Origin of the sequence: Enterobacter sp. AG326 (genome assembly GCF_004362415.1) — a bacterium.
In the GTDB taxonomy this organism is placed as follows: Bacteria; Pseudomonadota; Gammaproteobacteria; order Enterobacterales; family Enterobacteriaceae; genus Enterobacter; species Enterobacter asburiae.
Genome location: NZ_SNXG01000002.1, coordinates 486,974 through 502,980, shown reverse-complemented (window position 1 = coordinate 502,980; position 16,007 = coordinate 486,974). Strand labels below are relative to the sequence as shown.

The 16,007-nt window shown below is 56.1% G+C and carries 15 protein-coding genes; 7 read left to right on the top strand and 8 right to left on the bottom strand.

Annotated elements, in window-relative coordinates; translation table 11 throughout:
- Positions 1–38: 38 nt before the first annotated feature.
- The gene (gene fabA, locus DFO52_RS09320; protein ID WP_008499931.1) at positions 39–557 is read left to right on the top strand and encodes a 3-hydroxyacyl-[acyl-carrier-protein] dehydratase FabA; all 519 of its coding nucleotides are present in this window, start codon (positions 39–41) and stop codon (positions 555–557) included.
- Positions 558–628: 71 nt separating this feature from the next.
- Here the strand turns inward: fabA and rmf are convergent, their stop codons facing one another.
- The 6 genes from rmf to rlmKL all read right to left on the bottom strand — a co-directional run bounded on the left by rmf (position 629) and on the right by rlmKL (position 8,555).
- Positions 629–796, bottom strand: coding sequence for a ribosome modulation factor (gene rmf / locus DFO52_RS09315; protein WP_013097261.1), 168 nt, complete (start codon positions 794–796; stop codon positions 629–631).
- A 255-nt stretch (positions 797–1,051) separates the two neighbouring features.
- Positions 1,052–1,618, bottom strand: coding sequence for a membrane integrity-associated transporter subunit PqiC (gene pqiC, locus DFO52_RS09310; RefSeq protein WP_023311026.1), 567 nt, complete (start codon positions 1,616–1,618; stop codon positions 1,052–1,054).
- A complete protein-coding gene (pqiB, locus tag DFO52_RS09305) occupies positions 1,615–3,255 on the bottom strand; it encodes an intermembrane transport protein PqiB (RefSeq protein ID WP_023311025.1) in 1,641 nt (546 codons plus the stop codon). Before pqiB ends, pqiC begins: the two co-directional genes overlap by 4 nt.
- A gap of 4 nt (positions 3,256–3,259) precedes the next feature.
- On the bottom strand, positions 3,260–4,513 hold the full coding sequence (gene pqiA, locus DFO52_RS09300; RefSeq protein ID WP_133550221.1) for a membrane integrity-associated transporter subunit PqiA: 1,254 nt from the start codon (positions 4,511–4,513) through the stop codon (positions 3,260–3,262).
- Between the two features lie 13 nt (positions 4,514–4,526).
- Positions 4,527–6,434: an ABC transporter ATP-binding protein gene (locus DFO52_RS09295; protein ID WP_133550219.1), complete on the bottom strand. Its 1,908-nt coding sequence runs from the start codon at positions 6,432–6,434 to the stop codon at positions 4,527–4,529.
- A gap of 12 nt (positions 6,435–6,446) precedes the next feature.
- Positions 6,447–8,555, bottom strand: a complete 2,109-nt coding sequence (gene rlmKL, locus DFO52_RS09290; protein ID WP_029739516.1) for a bifunctional 23S rRNA (guanine(2069)-N(7))-methyltransferase RlmK/23S rRNA (guanine(2445)-N(2))-methyltransferase RlmL — start codon at positions 8,553–8,555, stop codon at positions 6,447–6,449.
- A 98-nt stretch (positions 8,556–8,653) separates the two neighbouring features.
- On the opposite strand from rlmKL, the gene DFO52_RS09285 reads away from it, so the two are divergent.
- On the top strand, positions 8,654–9,763 hold the full coding sequence (locus DFO52_RS09285) for a YcbX family protein (protein ID WP_047648160.1): 1,110 nt from the start codon (positions 8,654–8,656) through the stop codon (positions 9,761–9,763).
- Here the strand turns inward: DFO52_RS09285 and zapC are convergent.
- Both zapC and pyrD read right to left on the bottom strand, forming a co-directional pair.
- A complete protein-coding gene (gene zapC, locus DFO52_RS09280; protein ID WP_023311020.1) occupies positions 9,760–10,302 on the bottom strand; it encodes a cell division protein ZapC in 543 nt (180 codons plus the stop codon). The genes DFO52_RS09285 and zapC overlap by 4 nt on opposite strands.
- 165 nt (positions 10,303–10,467) lie before the next feature.
- Positions 10,468–11,478, bottom strand: a complete 1,011-nt coding sequence (gene pyrD / locus DFO52_RS09275; RefSeq protein WP_023311019.1) for a quinone-dependent dihydroorotate dehydrogenase — start codon at positions 11,476–11,478, stop codon at positions 10,468–10,470.
- Between the two features lie 248 nt (positions 11,479–11,726).
- On the opposite strand from pyrD, the gene ssuE reads away from it, so the two are divergent.
- From ssuE to ssuB, 5 genes are read left to right on the top strand one after another with little or no spacing between them, the layout of a single operon-like run.
- Complete coding sequence (ssuE, locus tag DFO52_RS09265; protein WP_133550217.1) at positions 11,727–12,302, top strand: NADPH-dependent FMN reductase; 576 nt, start codon at positions 11,727–11,729, stop codon at positions 12,300–12,302.
- On the top strand, positions 12,295–13,257 hold the full coding sequence (locus DFO52_RS09260; RefSeq protein WP_133550215.1) for a sulfonate ABC transporter substrate-binding protein: 963 nt from the start codon (positions 12,295–12,297) through the stop codon (positions 13,255–13,257). Before ssuE ends, DFO52_RS09260 begins: the two co-directional genes overlap by 8 nt.
- The gene (gene ssuD / locus DFO52_RS09255) at positions 13,254–14,399 is read left to right on the top strand and encodes an FMNH2-dependent alkanesulfonate monooxygenase (protein WP_133550213.1); all 1,146 of its coding nucleotides are present in this window, start codon (positions 13,254–13,256) and stop codon (positions 14,397–14,399) included. The genes DFO52_RS09260 and ssuD overlap by 4 nt, the downstream gene beginning before the upstream one ends.
- A 9-nt stretch (positions 14,400–14,408) precedes the next feature.
- Positions 14,409–15,200 carry an aliphatic sulfonate ABC transporter permease SsuC gene (ssuC, locus tag DFO52_RS09250; RefSeq protein WP_133550211.1) on the top strand — a complete coding sequence of 264 codons (792 nt, stop codon included), beginning with the start codon at positions 14,409–14,411 and terminating at the stop codon, positions 15,198–15,200.
- Positions 15,197–15,967, top strand: coding sequence for an aliphatic sulfonates ABC transporter ATP-binding protein (gene ssuB, locus DFO52_RS09245; RefSeq protein WP_023311015.1), 771 nt, complete (start codon positions 15,197–15,199; stop codon positions 15,965–15,967). Before ssuC ends, ssuB begins: the two co-directional genes overlap by 4 nt.
- Positions 15,968–16,007: the final 40 nt, after the last annotated feature.

Genomic DNA, 16,007 nt, shown 5'->3' with positions numbered 1-16,007 from the left:
ATCCTGCGTCCTTCACTAAAATAAGGCTTACTGAGAACATGGTAGATAAACGCGAATCCTATACAAAAGAAGATCTTCTTGCCTCTGGTCGCGGTGAACTGTTTGGCGCTAAAGGCCCACAGTTACCGGCCCCGAACATGCTGATGATGGACCGTGTCGTGAAAATGACCGAAACCGGCGGCAACTTTGATAAGGGTTACGTAGAAGCAGAACTCGATATCAACCCGGACCTGTGGTTCTTCGGTTGCCACTTTATTGGCGATCCGGTAATGCCTGGCTGTCTGGGCCTGGATGCCATGTGGCAGCTGGTTGGCTTCTATCTGGGCTGGCTGGGCGGCGAAGGTAAAGGCCGCGCGCTGGGCGTGGGCGAAGTAAAATTCACTGGCCAGGTTCTGCCTACGGCGAAGAAAGTGACCTATCGTATTCACTTCAAGCGCATCGTTAACCGCCGCCTGATTATGGGCCTGGCAGATGGCGAAGTGCTGGTCGACGGTCGTCTGATCTATAGCGCAAGCGACCTGAAAGTTGGCCTGTTCCAGGACACTTCAGCTTTCTGATCGTGCTTTTGGCACCCCCAGAAAGGCGAAACCTCCGCATTGCGGAGGTTTCTTTTTTGAAAGAGACGTTATCAGGCTATGAGTGCCCTGTCGCCGATGGCTTCTCGCCAGCCTCCAAGCCATTGTGACCTTTGATTTATCGTCTGATAAGGACACATTTCTTTAGAACGTCCAGCGATGCCGGCCTGATAACCACGTTGATGAGCCCGTTCCAGGCGATCTCGTTTCTGTCTCTTCATGCCTCGTTTCCCTCATTCTTTTGTCTGGTGGAAAGAAAACAGTGTCTGCACTAAATGCACAGGCACAGATAACGAATACCCCGAATTAGTCGCATCGTCAATGTTCAAAATTCATACGGGTGTCATATTTGTGAGCTAGCTGGAAGTTCATTTGTACAAAAATTGTGACGTGGCACAAGTAACAAACTGAACTGAAAACGAAAAAAAACCGCAATCAGCAACAGGCCAACTGCGGTTTTTGATGATGAATTTTACTTATGGCAGCCGGGAAATTTCTCTCGCGATGCTGGCCGACTCCTGTGCCCAACCCTGAGCCAGAACCTTCACCATTTCGTCATAGCCATCTTTCTGCTGCTTCAGCTCCAGATGGAAAGGACGCTTAATCAGCTGTCCCTGATGGTTCAGCAACCACTCCCCGCTAATCACCACCGCACCGTCATAACGGCCGTGGAAGCCCGTTACCGTGACGTTAAGCGTGTCCTGGTCGTTACCCAGCGGCTGCGACGCGACAACCCAGCCCGGAAGCTGACTGCCCAGATTGGCCACCAGCGTGTTGCGCAGCTGCTGATCCAGCGGGCTGGCCCACAGGTTGTTCGTCGCAATCACATATTTAACGTCGCTGGTCTGATAGACCACGCCGTTTCCTGCCAGATAATCCGGCACGGCAACCTGCTCAACCCACAGCTGGCGGCTTCCCTGGCTGGCCGTGCTTTGCCCACCGCTGTGGGTAGCCACAGGCAGCTGATAGTAGCTTTTATTATCTACCCCTGAACTGCACGCCGTTAACAGCAGAGCGCCAACCATCAATAGCCACTTTTTCATTCTTTTGCCCTCTTCGGCTCAGGATCCTTTTTATCTTTCGCTTCGAACACCAGCGCGTTGCTCTTCTCGTTGAGCGTTTTCAGCACCGGCTGCAGTTCACGCAAGACCTGATCAAGACGCTGCATATCTGCCACCATCTTGTTGTAGGCCGCTGAACCCGGCTGGAAGCCCTGCATACTGCGGTTCAGCTCACGCAGCGTTTTCTGCATATCCTGCGGCAGCTGCTGCATACTCTGGCTCGCCGTGATCTTGTTGATATTATCCAGCGTGGTTTGCAGACGACGCATCGTTGCCTGGCTTTCGCTCAGAGAGTTCGTCGCCGCTTCAATCATCGGATTCAGTGGCAGATTGTTGATCTTATCCAGCGTCTCCATCAGGCGCTGCTGGATCTGAGCCAGCCCGCTGCTCACCGTTGGGATGATCTTGTAGCCACCGAATTCACGAATACCGGTAATCGGCGGTGCTTTCGGGTAGAAGTCCATATCCACATACAGCGCCCCCGTCACCAGGTTACCCGTTTTCAGCGACCCGCGCAGACCACGGTTCATCAGTTCGTTAATATGCGCCGCGATATCCTGGTTCTCGCCAATCTGGTTCAGCAGACGCTCCGGCTCGATGCGAATCAGCACCGGAATACGATAATCATCGTCCAGCATTTGGCTCAGGCCCGGGACAAAGAACGGAACTTGTCCAACCGTACCAAGACGAATACCGCGGAACTCAACGGGCGCGCCCGGCTGCAGGCCGCGAACGGAGTCTTTAAAGAACATCAGGAAGTCAATGTGATCGGTATAGAGCGCGTCCTGAATGCTTCGCTGATCGTCAAAGAGTCTGAACGCCGTTTTCTCCGCAACCGGCTGCCCGAGATCCTGCCCTTCCGGCACATCAAAGCTCACCCCGCCGCCAAACAGCGTGGTTAATGATCCCATCTCTACGCGCATCCCCGCCGACGTAAGATCTACCGCGATCCCGCTGTCCTTCCAGAAGCGAACGTTGCTGGTCACCAGACGATCGTTTGGCGCATTGATGAAAAGCTGATAGCTAATAGTACGCTTTTGCGCATCGAAGGTGCTGGTTTCAACGGAACCGACGCGGTAGCCGCGGAACAGTACCGGATCGCCCGCCGTGAGCTGGCCCGCTTTTTTGCTGTCGAGGATCACGCGGATACCCTTGGCATCAGGCGGCGCAAGCGGCGGTGAATCCAGAAGCTGGTATTTTCCCGGCTGGCTACCCTTCGTGCCGGGCTGCAGTTCAATATAGGCCCCGGAGAGCAGCGTCCCTAAGCCGCTGATCCCTTCACGTCCCACCTGCGGTTTAACGACCCAGAAAACGGAATCGCCATGCAGCAGTTTTTCCATGCCGGCATTAAGGCGCGCCTTAATTTCCACATGGGTTAAATCGTCGGTCAGGGTTGCGCTTTCGACCACGCCCACATCCACGCTACGGCTTTTGATGGTCGTTTTACCGCCCTCAATCCCCTCGGCATTGGTGGTTATCAGCGTGACTTCCGGTCCCTGATGGCTGTAATGATAAAACAGGATCCATGCACCGATCAGCGCGGTCACGATGGGGAAAATCCACACCGGCGACCAGTTTTTGACCTTCTGCACTTTCGCCTCTCCACTCTTATTTTCCATGCTCTTACTCTTCCTCATGGCTTGATTCAGGCTCACGATCCCACGATAAACGAGGGTCGAAGGTCATGGCCGCAAACATGGTCATAATCACGACCAGTGCAAACATTAAAGCCCCCATCGCGGGATAAATACTCATCAAACCGCCCATCCGCACCAGTGCAGAGAGAACGGCGATGACAAACACGTCAATCATTGACCAGCGTCCGACAAACTCGACCACTTCATAAATCAGGTGCATGCGTTCGCTGTCGCGTTTTCCATGCCCCTTCGCATCCCAACAGAGCCAGGCGATGGCGATCATTTTTAAGGTTGGCACCATAATACTGGCGATAAAGATCACGCCGGCGACAGGATAGGAACCTTCGCCCCACAGCAGTATCACCCCGGCCAGGATCGTCGAGGGCATTTTGTCGCCGAGCAAATCGGTGATCATGATCGGTAGAATATTGGCAGGCAGATACAGCATGATGGAGGTGACCAGCAGCGCCATCGTCCACTGCAGGCTATTTTTACGGCGTACGTGACCTTTCGTTTCGCAGCGCGGACAAACGTCGAGATCGGCGGGCAGCACGGCGGTACAGCATGGGCAGGAACGCAGCCCCTGACGAATACCGGGCACGCCGACTTTTACCGTCTGCGCAAGCGTCGGTGCCGGGGCGATATCATCCCACGCCCAGCGCCTGTCCACGCACTGGAACGCGCGCAGCTGCAGGACGCAGTACAGGCACCACGGAATAAAGCTGCTGCCGATCCCCACGTCGCCGTACGCCATGAGCTTCACGAAACTGACCAGAATGCCCGCCAGAAAGATCTCGGCCATGCCCCAGCTTTTGAGCTGAAAAAGGATACGCGCAAGCCGGATTTTCAGTGATGAGGGCATCCTGACGCGGTTGACCAGCAAAAGGATAACGACCAGGCAAAAAGCCGGGACTATCTGGACAAACAGGAGAAAAAAGGTGCCGAGGCTGGCGTAATCTTCCGAGAACATCACGCCCGGGATTTCAAGCAAATCCACCTGGCTGGTTATCCCCCCCACCTTCATATAGATGAAGGGGAAGAGGTTGGAGAGCAGCAGCATGAACAGCGCTGCAAGAGCGTAAGCAGTGGGACGCTGCCGCGGCGAGTCCCACTCGGTTGTCAACGTTGCGCCGCAACGTGGACACAGGGCTTTATGTCCGTGACCAAGCTCTGGCAACGCCACGAGCATATCGCATTGCGAGCATAAAATATGCCTGTCGGCATGGTGCTGGTCACACATATGTTATCCCTGTTTATGCGCCGTTTTTCAGAGACTCAAGGTACTCCCAGCGCTCAAATGCTTCTTCCAGGGCTTTTTCAGCCGCGGACAGTTCAGCCAGTACTTTCTGAGTATAGTCATGCGATTGGCTAAAGAATGACGCATCAGCAACCTGTTTTTGCAGATCCTCAAGCGCGGCCTCCAGCTCTTCAAGACGCTGCGGTAGCCCCTCCAGTTCGCGCTGCAGGTTATAGCTTAGTTTAGCCGAGGTTTTCTTGACAGTTTCTGCTTTTGTTACAGCAGGTTCTGAACTTATTTTGGACTTTGACTGTTTCTGCGCCAGAGACTGCGATTGCTGTCCTTTTGCATCGTGATAACCGCCTACGTATTGTCCAATTAGCCCTTCACCTTCGAAGATCCAGCATTCGGTTACGGTGTTATCTACAAACTGACGATCGTGGCTAACCAGCATCACGGTCCCCTGATAACCGTCAATCAGTTCTTCGAGTAATTCCAGCGTTTCGACATCCAGGTCGTTCGTTGGTTCATCGAGAATCAACAGGTTACTTGGTTTCAGGAACAGACGCGCCAGCAGCAGACGATTACGCTCTCCGCCAGATAACGCACGCACAGGTGTCATCGCGCGTTTCGGATGGAACAGGAAGTCCTGCAGATAGCCCAGCACGTGGCGCGGCTTGCCGTTTACCATCACCTCTTGCTTGCCTTCGGCGAGGTTGTCCATCACCGTGCGGTCCGGATCCAACTCCGCACGGTGCTGGTCAAAATAGGCCACTTCCAGCTTAGTCCCGCAGTGAACACGGCCGCTGTCAGCCTGCAGCTGACCGAGCATTAGCTTGAGCAGCGTGGTTTTACCACAGCCGTTCGGGCCAATGAGGGCAATTTTATCGCCACGCTGCACCTGAGCGGAGAAGTCTTTCACCAGAACTTTTCCATCGACCTGGTAATCGACATTTTCCATTTCAAAGACAATCTTACCGGAGCGGGATGCCTCTTCGACCTGCATCTTTGCACTTCCCATCACTTCACGGCGAGCGCTGCGCTCGTTACGCATCGCCTTCAGTGCACGCACGCGGCCTTCGTTACGGGTACGGCGGGCTTTAATACCCTGACGGATCCAGACCTCTTCCTGTGCCAGCTTGCGGTCAAACTCCGCATTTTGCAGCTCTTCCACGCGCAGGTTTTCTTCTTTTTCCAGCAGATAGGTATCGTAATCGCCAGGATAGGTGACCAGCTTGCCGCGATCGAGATCGACAATACGCGTCGCCATGTTGCGGATAAACGAACGGTCGTGTGAGATGAAAATAATGGTACCGTTAAAGGTCTTCAGGAACCCTTCCAGCCAGTCAATCGCTTCGATATCCAGGTGGTTGGTCGGTTCATCCAGCAACAGCACCTTCGGGCCGCTGACCAGCGCGCGGCCAAGCGCCGCTTTACGCAGCCAGCCGCCGGAAAGCGCCGACAGCTCCATATCCGCATCCAGACCTAACTGATCCAGCACTTCGGTGATGCGGCTTTCAAGCTGCCACAGACCGTGATGATCCAGAAGCTCCTGCAGGCGCGCCATCTCATTGAGATTTTTTTCACTTGGGTCGGTCATCACCAGATGTGAAATTTCGTGATAGCCCTTCAGGTATTCAGCCTGCTCAGAAATCCCTTCTGCAACGAAATCATAAACGGTACCCGCCACGTTACGAGGAGGATCCTGCTGCAGACGGGAAACAATCAGATCCTGTTCGTAAACAATGCGCCCGTCATCCAGGCCCTGTTCACGGTTGAGGATTTTCATCAGCGTGGATTTACCCGCGCCGTTACGGCCTACAAGACAGACGCGTTCGTTGTCTTCAATATGCAGTTCAGTATCATCGAGAAGTGGCGCATCGCTAAAAGAGAGCCACGCGCCGTGCATGCTAATTAATGACATTTATTTTTCCTTTCAGACCGCGGTAATCAACCAGCAGTTATGAATTTGACGGTTACGGGCAAAGTCCTGAGACAGCGTTTTTTGGCTGATTTCTTGTGCTTTCAGTCCCAGGGCAGCTAAGCCGTCATGATCCATACGGAAGCCGCGTTTGTTGTTCGAGAACATAATGGTGCCGCCCTTGCGCAGCAGGCGCTTCAGGTCGGTCATCAGGCGCAGATGATCGCGCTGTACGTCAAAGCTGTCTTCCATACGCTTGGAGTTGGAGAAGGTCGGCGGATCGATAAAGATCAGGTCGAACTGCTCGTCAGTATCACGCAGCCAGCCCAGCACGTCGGCCTGCATCAGTCGGTGCTGACGTCCGGTCAGCCCGTTAAGACGCAGGTTGCGCTCCGCCCACTCCAGATAGGTGCGGGACATATCCACCGTGGTGGTGCTCCGCGCGCCGCCCAGACCCGCATGCACGCTCGCGCTGCCGGTATAGGAGAACAGGTTGAGGAAATCTTTGCCCTTGCTCATCTGGCCCAGCATGCGACGGGCGATACGGTGGTCAAGGAACAGGCCGGTATCCAGATAGTCGGTCAGGTTTACCCACAGGCGGGCGTTGTACTCGCCCACTTCGATAAAATCGCCCTTCTCATTCATCTTCTGGTACTGGTTTTTCCCTTTTTGGCGCTCGCGGGTTTTCAGCACCAGCTTGTTCGGCGTGATGCCGAGCACGGCGATGGTCGCCGCAATGACGTCCAGCATGCGCTGACGCGCTTTTTGCGCATCGATGGTTTTCGGTGGCGCATATTCCTGAATCACCACCCAGTCCGCGTAGCGGTCAACGGCCACGTTGTACTCCGGCAGGTCGGCGTCGTAAAGGCGGTAACATTCAATCCCTTCCTGCTTCGCCCACTTCTCATATTTTTTCAGGTTCTTGCGCAGGCGGTTGGCGTAATCTTCCGCCACGCCGGATGGCTTACTGTCCGCCGCTTTCTCCGCCAGATGGTAGTTTTTCTGCACGCAGTCCAGCGGGCCGTTTTTCGCTTTAAACTGGCGATCGGCACGCAGCTGCAGGCAGCTCAGCAGCTCCGGCGAGGCGCTAAATAGAGACAGGTTCCAGCCGCCGAAGTAGTCCTTCATATTGCGGCCCAGCAGGCTGTGCAGGGCAATCAGCGCCGGTTCGCTGTCCAGACGCTCGCCGTATGGCGGGTTGCTGATCACGGTTCCGTACGGGCCTTTTGGCAGCGGGTTAGTCAGGTTCGCCACGTCTTTCACCTCGAAGGTGACCAGCTCGCCGATACCGGCGCGACGGGCGTTGCTGCGCGCGCGTTCAATAACGCGCGGGTCGCTGTCCGAACCGTAGAAGTGGGAGGTGTACTCCGCCAGACCTTTGCGCGCGCGGGTCTGCGCGTCGTCTTTGACCTCTTTCCAGATCGCTTCGTCGTGCTGCGCCCAGCCTTTAAAGCCCCAGTGGCCGCGATGCAGGCCCGGCGCGCGGTCGGTTGCCAGCATTGCCGCTTCAATCAGCAACGTACCGGAACCACACATCGGATCGAGCAGCGGCGTGCCCGGCTGCCAGCCGGAGCGCATGACGATGGCGGCAGCCAGCGTTTCTTTAATTGGCGCCATACCGGTACGATCGCGGTAGCCGCGCAGGTGCAGGCCTGCGCCGCTCAGATCGAGAGAAATACTCGCCGTGTCGCCGTTCAACCAGACGTTAATACGCAGATCCGGATTTTCGCGATCGACGTTCGGACGTTCCTTATTTTTACGCGTGAAGCAGTCCACAATGGCGTCTTTTACACGAAGGGCACCGTACTGGCTGTTGCGGATCTCGTCGTTCACGCCGTTGAAATGCACCGCAAAGGTGGCATTGGGCGTGAAGATCTCTGTCCAGTCGATCATCTGTACGCCGGTATAGAGGTCCAGGTCGCTATAGACCTTGCACTCCTTCATCGGCAGCATGATGCGCGACGCCAGACGGCTCCACATCAGGCTCTGGTAAATAAGCCGCGTGTCGCCCTCAAAATGGACACCACCCTGAACCACCTGGCACTCTTGTGCACCCAGGCTTTCCAGTTCAGTTTTTAACAGCTCTTCCAGCCCACGGGCCGTACTGGCAAACAGAGAATTCATATCGTCACTTTTACTCTTAGAAAATTGTCGCGCATTATAGCTAATATGGCGTGTATGTCATAAAGTTGAAGGCTTATTTTCATTTGTGGGAGTGTGCAGTGGCGACGTTATCCAGGCTTTTTATCCATCCGGTGAAATCCATGCGCGGCATCGGCGTCTCTCACGCGCTGGCCGACATGAGCGGATTCGCCTTCGATCGTATTTTTATGGTCACCGAGCCTGACGGCACGTTCATTACCGCACGCCAGTTCCCGCAGATGGTTCGCTTTACCCCTTCCCCGCTTCATGACGGTTTGCACCTTACCGCGCCGGACGGTTCCAGTGCGGTCATTCGCTTTGCTGATTTTGCGCCTGTCGATGCGCCAACGGAAGTGTGGGGCAATCATTTTACCGCGCGCATCGCCCCGGATGAGATTAACCGCTGGCTGAGCGGTTTCTTCTCTCGCGACGTGCAGCTGCGCTGGGTAGGTCCTGAACTGACGCGTCGCGTGAAGCGCCATGACGCCGTTCCTCTCTCCTTCGCCGATGGTTTCCCGTTCCTGCTGACTAACGAAGCCTCGCTGCGTGATTTACAAGGCCGCTGCAAGGCCAGCGTTCAGATGGAACAGTTCCGTCCGAACCTGGTGGTCACGGGCGCCGACGCCTGGGAAGAAGACACCTGGAAAGTGATCCGCATCGGTAGCGTCATCTTTGATGTCGTAAAACCCTGCAGCCGCTGCATTTTCACCACGGTGAGCCCTGAGAAAGGCCAGAAGCACCCTTCCGGCGAACCGCTTAAGACGCTGCAGTCGTTCCGCACCGCGCAGGACAACGGCGATGTGGATTTCGGCCAGAACCTGATCCCGCGCTCCAGCGGCGCAATCCGCGTCGGTGATGAGGTAGAAATTCTTGCCCGAGGGCCTGCAAAAGCGTACGGCTCAGGTCAGGAAGAAGAAATGGTCGACGTTGTGACGAATGTCGCCTCTGCGGTAGATATTCACTGGCAGGGCAACGTCATCCGTGGCAACAACCAGCAGGTATTACTGGAGCAACTGGAGCAGGCAGGTATTCGCGTACCCTATTCCTGTCGCGCAGGCATTTGCGGATGCTGCCGCATCAAGCTGGTGGATGGCGAGGTCAGTGCGCTGAAAAAATCGGCAATTGGAAATGACGGCACAATTCTGTGCTGTAGCTGCATACCGAAAACGTCCGTACAGCTGGAAGCTTAAACCGCCTGTTCAAGGCTGAAGGAATCTACGCGCAGCTGCGGCTTCAGCCTGTCGTTCATCACTTTAATGGCATCGCCAAGCTGCATCGTCCGCCCGGCAATGGTTACGCCGGGCTGTGCCAGCAGGCAGAGTGCAGCATTTTCGCCTGGCTCAACCACCAGCAGGCTCACCTCTTCTGCGGTATCGCTCAGATTGACGCTGGCCGCGTCACCCGTTGCCGGGGTCCAGCTCATACCATGCGCAAGAAAATGCCAGCTTTTTGGCATTTGTGGTTTCAGGAAGCGAATAGCCACCAGCGCATTTAATACCAGCTCGGCACGCTGCTCTTTAGAGAGCACCAGATCGCGGCATTTTTCTTCAAAGGAGAAATAAAGGGCCGCATCGTCAACGCAAAAGCCCGACGGGGAAAATGCATCCGGGGTTAACATTCGGCGGGCAAAACGAGAACGAAACAACATGCCATTGGCTAAATCGAGCATCATTCGGTCATGCTCGTCGCAAAAATACCAGCGCCAGTTATCGTCAGGTTTAATTCGCATGTGTCTCTCCCGTCCCCAAACGTCCTGTACTAAAAATGTCCTGTTTGCCGCCTCGTTTATAACACCATTAATAAAAGACTATAATGACTAAATAAGCAACAGTGACGGAATATAAAACAACCAGGGCTGGAAATAAAGCCCTGGTTGTCTGATTAAGAGAAAAGATTAGATATGAGTAACGATTTCTTTAATCAGCGGCGGTCCTTTAAAAATAAAGCCGGAATAGATTTGCACCAGTGATGCACCCGCCGCCATCTTCTCGCGCGCAGCAATCACTGAGTCAATGCCGCCGACGCCAATAATTGGCAGACGTCCTTTTAATTCCGCAGACAGGGCGCGAATAATTTCGGTGCTTTTTAATTGCACCGGACGTCCACTTAACCCACCCGCTTCGTCACAGTTTTTCATTCCCTGCACGAGGGAACGATCGAGGGTGGTATTGGTCGCAATAACACCATCAATATTATGGCGAACCAAACTGTCGGCAACCTGGATCAATTCTTCAGGAGAAAGATCCGGGGCGATCTTAACCGCGACCGGAACATATTTATGGTGGATCGTCTGGAGTTCATTTTGTTTATTTTTAATGGCACTCAGAAGATCGTCCAGCGCTTCGCCATATTGTAAGGAACGCAGACCCGGGGTATTGGGTGAAGAAATATTCACCGCGATATAACCGGCATAGGCGTAGACTTTTTCCATACAAATCAGATAGTCATCTTTACCCTGCTCAACCGGCGTGTCTTTATTTTTGCCGATATTGATGCCTAATATCCCGTCAAAATGGGCTTTTTTTACGTTCTCAACCAGGTGATCAACACCGAGGTTATTAAAGCCCATGCGGTTGATCAGCCCTTCGGCTTCAACCAGGCGGAACAGGCGCGGCTTGTCATTTCCCGGCTGCGGACGCGGCGTGACGGTGCCGATTTCAATGGAGCCAAAGCCCATCGCGCCCAGGGCATCAATGCACTCGCCATTTTTGTCCAGACCTGCCGCCAGCCCCAGCGGATTTTTAAAGGTCAGACCCATACACTGCACAGGTTTTTCCGGCACATTCTGACGCACCAGAGCGGCCAGCGGCGTTCCGGTAATACGACGTAATTGCTGGAATGTAAATTCATGAGCGCGCTCAGGGTCGAGCTGGAAAAGGGCTTTACGAACGAAGGGGTAGTACATGAACTCTCCTGGATTCCCGGTGTGCAAACCGGGAGGGGATTATGGGCGATCCACGCGCGAAAGGGAATTGACCTGCGGCAAAAAATCAGCGCAAAACGCAATCGTTTACCTCCCAGTCTATTTCTTATGCACTTTTTCGCATTTTAATTGCAGATAAATCATTTAGTGGAATAACCGCGCGGTGTCACACTCCTGAAAATTGTTATGAATGTTAGATAAAAGCAAACAATTGGTTATAAGGAGGAAGTATGCGCGTCATTACCCTGGCCGGAAGTCCACGATTCCCTTCGCGCTCCAGCGCCCTGCTGGAATATGCCCGCGAAAAACTCAATGCCCTGGATGTGGAAGTGTGCCACTGGAACCTGCATAACTTCGAACCTGAAGATCTGCTCTATGCCCGTTTCGACAGCCCTGCGCTTAAAACGCTCATCGAGCAGCTTAACGGCGCTGACGGCTTAATTGTGGCAACACCTATTTATAAAGCCTCTTTTTCCGGGGCGCTGAAAACTCTGCTCGATGTGCTTCCGGAGCGCGCCCTGGACGGCAAAGTTGTGCTGCCGCTGGCAACAGGCGGTACGGTGGCCCATTTACTGGCCGTGGATTATGCCCTGAAGCCGGTGCTGAACGCGTTGAAAGCGCAGGAGATCCTCCACGGCGTTTTCGCAGATGACTCCCAGGTTATCGATTATCAACATAAACCTCATTTTACGCCGAACCTGCAAACCCGCCTCGATAACGCCCTGGAAACCTTCTGGCATGCCCTGCACCGCCGGGATATCCAGGCCCCGGCGTTTGGTCAGCCTCAAGGAGTCGCACATGTTTAAAACGTTAACCCGCATCGGCCTGGCAGGTCTGATGGCGCTTACCTCGCTGGCCCATGCCGCAGAAACGGCCCCGGAAAGTTTGCGCATTGGCTATCAGAAAGGCAGCGTCAGCATGGTGCTGGCGAAAAGCCATCAGCTTCTGGAAAAACGCTTCCCGGACACCAAATTCTCGTGGGTGGAGTTCCCGGCTGGCCCGCAGATGCTGGAGGCCCTGAACGTCGGCAGTATCGATCTGGGCAGCACGGGTGATATTCCGCCGATATTCGCCCAGGCGGCGGGAGCGGACCTCGTCTATGTTGGCGTTGAGCCGCCCAAACCGAAGGCCGAAGTGATTCTGGTGCCTGAAAACAGCGGCATTAAAAGCGTCGCCGACCTCAAAGGGCATAAAGTGGCTTTCCAGAAAGGTTCCAGCTCGCACAACCTGCTGCTGCGCGCCCTGCAAGAAGCCGGGCTGAAGTTCACTGACATTCAGCCTGTTTACCTGACGCCTGCCGACGCCCGCGCCGCGTTCCAGCAGAAGAACGTTGATGCCTGGGCCATCTGGGATCCGTACTACTCCGCCGCATTACTGCAGGGCGGCGTTCGCGTGCTGAAAGACGGTACCACGCTGAAGCAGACCGGCTCGTTCTACCTGGCCGCCCGTCCTTATGCGGAAAAGAACGGCGCATTTATTCAGGGCGTACTGGATACCTTTACCCAGGCCGACGCGCTGACCCAGACCCAGCGTCAGGAGAGCATTGCCCTGCTGGCGAAAACCATGGGCTTACCTGAGCCGGTGATCGCGAGCTATCTCAACCACCGTCCGCCGACCACCATTACGCCCGTGGACGCCCACGTCGCCGCGCTTCAGCAACAAACGGCTGACCTTTTCTATCAAAACCACCTGGTACCAAAACAGGTCACTATTCGCGAACGCATCTGGCAGCCCGCAGGCAAAGAAGGAGCTAAATCATGAGTCTGAATCTTTTCTGGTTTTTACCCACCCACGGTGATGGACACTATCTTGGTACAGAAGAGGGCTCGCGCCCGGTTGATCACGGCTACCTGCAGCAGATTGCGCTGGCGGCGGACCGAATCGGTTTCACCGGGGTGCTGATCCCGACCGGACGTTCGTGCGAGGATGCGTGGCTGGTGGCCGCGTCGATGATCCCGGTCACCCAGCGTCTGAAGTTCCTGGTGGCGTTACGCCCGAGCGTCGTCTCCCCCACCGTGGCGGCGCGTCAGGCGGCAACGCTGGACAGGCTGTCCAACGGCCGCGCCCTGTTTAACCTGGTGACGGGCAGCGACCCGCAGGAGCTGGCGGGCGACGGGGTGTTCCTCGACCATACCGAGCGCTATGAAGCCTCCGCCGAGTTCACCCGCGTCTGGCGACGTCTGCTGGAAGGTGAAACCGTCACCTTCGAAGGCAAGCATATTCACGTACGTGACGCGAAACTCTACTTCCCGCCGGTGCAGCAGCCGCGCCCGCCGCTCTATTTTGGCGGATCGTCGGATGTGGCCCAGGATCTGGCGGCTGAGCAGGTCGATCTCTACCTGACCTGGGGCGAACCGCCTGAGCTGGTGAAAGAAAAAATTGCCCAGGTACGCGCTAAAGCGGCCGCCCATGGCCGCAAGGTGCGCTTCGGCATTCGCCTGCACGTGATTGTGCGCGAAACCAATGAAGAAGCCTGGCAGGCCGCCGACCGCCTGATTTCCCACCTGGACGATGAGACCATCGCGAAGGCGCAGGCCGCGTTTGCCAAAACCGACTCCGTCGGACAGCACCGAATGGCGTCCCTGCACAACGGCAAGCGCGAGAACCTGGAGATCAGCCCGAACCTGTGGGCGGGCGTTGGCCTGGTGCGCGGCGGTGCGGGCACGGCGCTGGTCGGCGACGGACCGACCGTAGCCGCCCGGATTAATGAATACGCTGACCTGGGTATCGACAGCTTTATTCTCTCCGGTTATCCGCATCTGGAAGAGGCGTACAAGGTGGGCGAGCTGTTATTCCCGCATCTGGATGTCGCCATTCCGGAAATTCCGCAGCCGCAGCGGCTTCAGCTTCAGGGCGAAGCCGTGGCGAACGAGTTTATTCCACGCAAAGCCGCGCAGAGCTAAGGAGTGACCATGTCTGCCACCTCCCAAAAATGGCTGCTGCGCGCCGCACCGTGGTTTTTACCCGTCGGCATTGTGGCTCTCTGGCAGCTCGCATCTTCCACCGGCTGGCTGTCGAGCCGCATTCTGCCCTCTCCGGAGGGCGTCGTAGAAGCGTTCTGGTCGCTGAGCGTGAGCGGCGAGCTGTGGCAGCATCTGGCGATCAGCTCCTGGCGCGCCGTGATTGGGTTTTCCATCGGCGGCAGCATCGGTCTGGTTCTGGGCTTGATCAGCGGCCTTTCCCGCTGGGGCGAGCGGCTGCTGGATACCTCCATTCAGATGCTGCGCAACGTGCCGCATCTGGCGCTGATCCCGCTGGTTATCCTGTGGTTTGGTATTGATGAGAGCGCCAAGATCTTCCTCGTGGCGCTGGGCATACTGTTCCCGATCTACATCAACACCTGGCACGGCATCCGCAATATCGATCGCGGTCTGGTCGAGATGGCGCGCAGCTACGGCTTATCAGGTTTTTCTCTCTTTATACACGTGATCCTGCCGGGCGCCCTGCCCTCCATTATGGTCGGGGTGCGTTTTGCGCTCGGCCTGATGTGGCTGACGCTGATTGTGGCGGAGACCATCTCGGCCAACTCAGGCATTGGCTACCTGGCAATGAACGCCCGCGAGTTCCTGCAAACGGACGTGGTGGTGGTTGCCATCATTCTGTATGCCCTGCTCGGTAAACTCGCCGACGTCAGCGCCCAGCGGCTGGAGCGCAGCTGGCTGCGCTGGAACCCGGCCTACACCCTTCAGGAGGCGAAAGCATGAATACTGCACGACTGAACCAGGGAACACCGTTACTGCTGAACGGCGTGACCAAACGCTACGGCGAAAACACCATTCTTAACGGGCTGGATCTGCATATTCCCGCCGGACAATTTGTGGCCGTTGTTGGTCGCAGCGGCGGCGGCAAGAGTACCCTGCTACGCCTTCTAGCCGGGCTGGAAGCCCCCAACGGCGGTGACATTCTGGCAGGAACGACGCCGCTTTCGAATATTCAGGACGATACCCGCATGATGTTTCAGGATGCACGCCTGCTGCCGTGGAAAACGGTTATCGACAACGTCGGGCTCGGTCTTAAGGGCAGCTGGCGGGATGAAGCCCGCCAGGCGCTGGCCGCCGTTGGGCTGGAAAATCGTGCGGGCGAATGGCCGGCAGCCCTCTCGGGCGGGCAGAAGCAGCGCGTGGCGCTGGCGCGTGCGCTAATTCACCGTCCGGGCCTGCTGTTGCTTGATGAACCGCTCGGCGCGCTCGACGCCCTGACGCGGATCGAAATGCAGGATTTGATTGGATCCCTGTGGCAGGCGCACGGCTTTACGGTACTGCTGGTAACGCATGACGTGAGCGAAGCCGTCGCGATGGCTGACCGGGTGCTGTTAATAGAGGACGGGAAAATAGGTCTGGATCTGACGGTGGACCTTCCGCGCCCTCGCCGCGTGGGCTCGGCAAGGCTGGCTGAGCTGGAAGCTGAGGTGTTGGATCGGGTGATGAAGCGTGGGGGTACGGAGTTAGAACGAGCTAAGGCTAATGCCTGATGCCCTCACCCCGGCCCTCTCCCACAGGGAGAGGGAGGGT

What these genes read in the sequence shown, in the direction of transcription:
- pqiA (WP_133550221.1), bottom strand. Translation starts at nt 4,513, where the DNA reads ATGTGTGACCAGCACCATGCCGACAGGCATATTTTATGCTCGCAATGC.
- pyrD (WP_023311019.1), bottom strand. Translation starts at nt 11,478, where the DNA reads ATGTACTACCCCTTCGTTCGTAAAGCCCTTTTCCAGCTCGACCCTGAG.
- ssuD (WP_133550213.1), top strand. Translation starts at nt 13,254, where the DNA reads ATGAGTCTGAATCTTTTCTGGTTTTTACCCACCCACGGTGATGGACAC.
- ssuE (WP_133550217.1), top strand. Translation starts at nt 11,727, where the DNA reads ATGCGCGTCATTACCCTGGCCGGAAGTCCACGATTCCCTTCGCGCTCC.
- rmf (WP_013097261.1), bottom strand. Translation starts at nt 796, where the DNA reads ATGAAGAGACAGAAACGAGATCGCCTGGAACGGGCTCATCAACGTGGT.
- ssuC (WP_133550211.1), top strand. Translation starts at nt 14,409, where the DNA reads ATGTCTGCCACCTCCCAAAAATGGCTGCTGCGCGCCGCACCGTGGTTT.
- pqiB (WP_023311025.1), bottom strand. Translation starts at nt 3,255, where the DNA reads ATGGAAAATAAGAGTGGAGAGGCGAAAGTGCAGAAGGTCAAAAACTGG.
- pqiC (WP_023311026.1), bottom strand. Translation starts at nt 1,618, where the DNA reads ATGAAAAAGTGGCTATTGATGGTTGGCGCTCTGCTGTTAACGGCGTGC.
- rlmKL (WP_029739516.1), bottom strand. Translation starts at nt 8,555, where the DNA reads ATGAATTCTCTGTTTGCCAGTACGGCCCGTGGGCTGGAAGAGCTGTTA.
- zapC (WP_023311020.1), bottom strand. Translation starts at nt 10,302, where the DNA reads ATGCGAATTAAACCTGACGATAACTGGCGCTGGTATTTTTGCGACGAG.
- DFO52_RS09295 (WP_133550219.1), bottom strand. Translation starts at nt 6,434, where the DNA reads ATGTCATTAATTAGCATGCACGGCGCGTGGCTCTCTTTTAGCGATGCG.
- DFO52_RS09260 (WP_133550215.1), top strand. Translation starts at nt 12,295, where the DNA reads ATGTTTAAAACGTTAACCCGCATCGGCCTGGCAGGTCTGATGGCGCTT.
- fabA (WP_008499931.1), top strand. Translation starts at nt 39, where the DNA reads ATGGTAGATAAACGCGAATCCTATACAAAAGAAGATCTTCTTGCCTCT.
- ssuB (WP_023311015.1), top strand. Translation starts at nt 15,197, where the DNA reads ATGAATACTGCACGACTGAACCAGGGAACACCGTTACTGCTGAACGGC.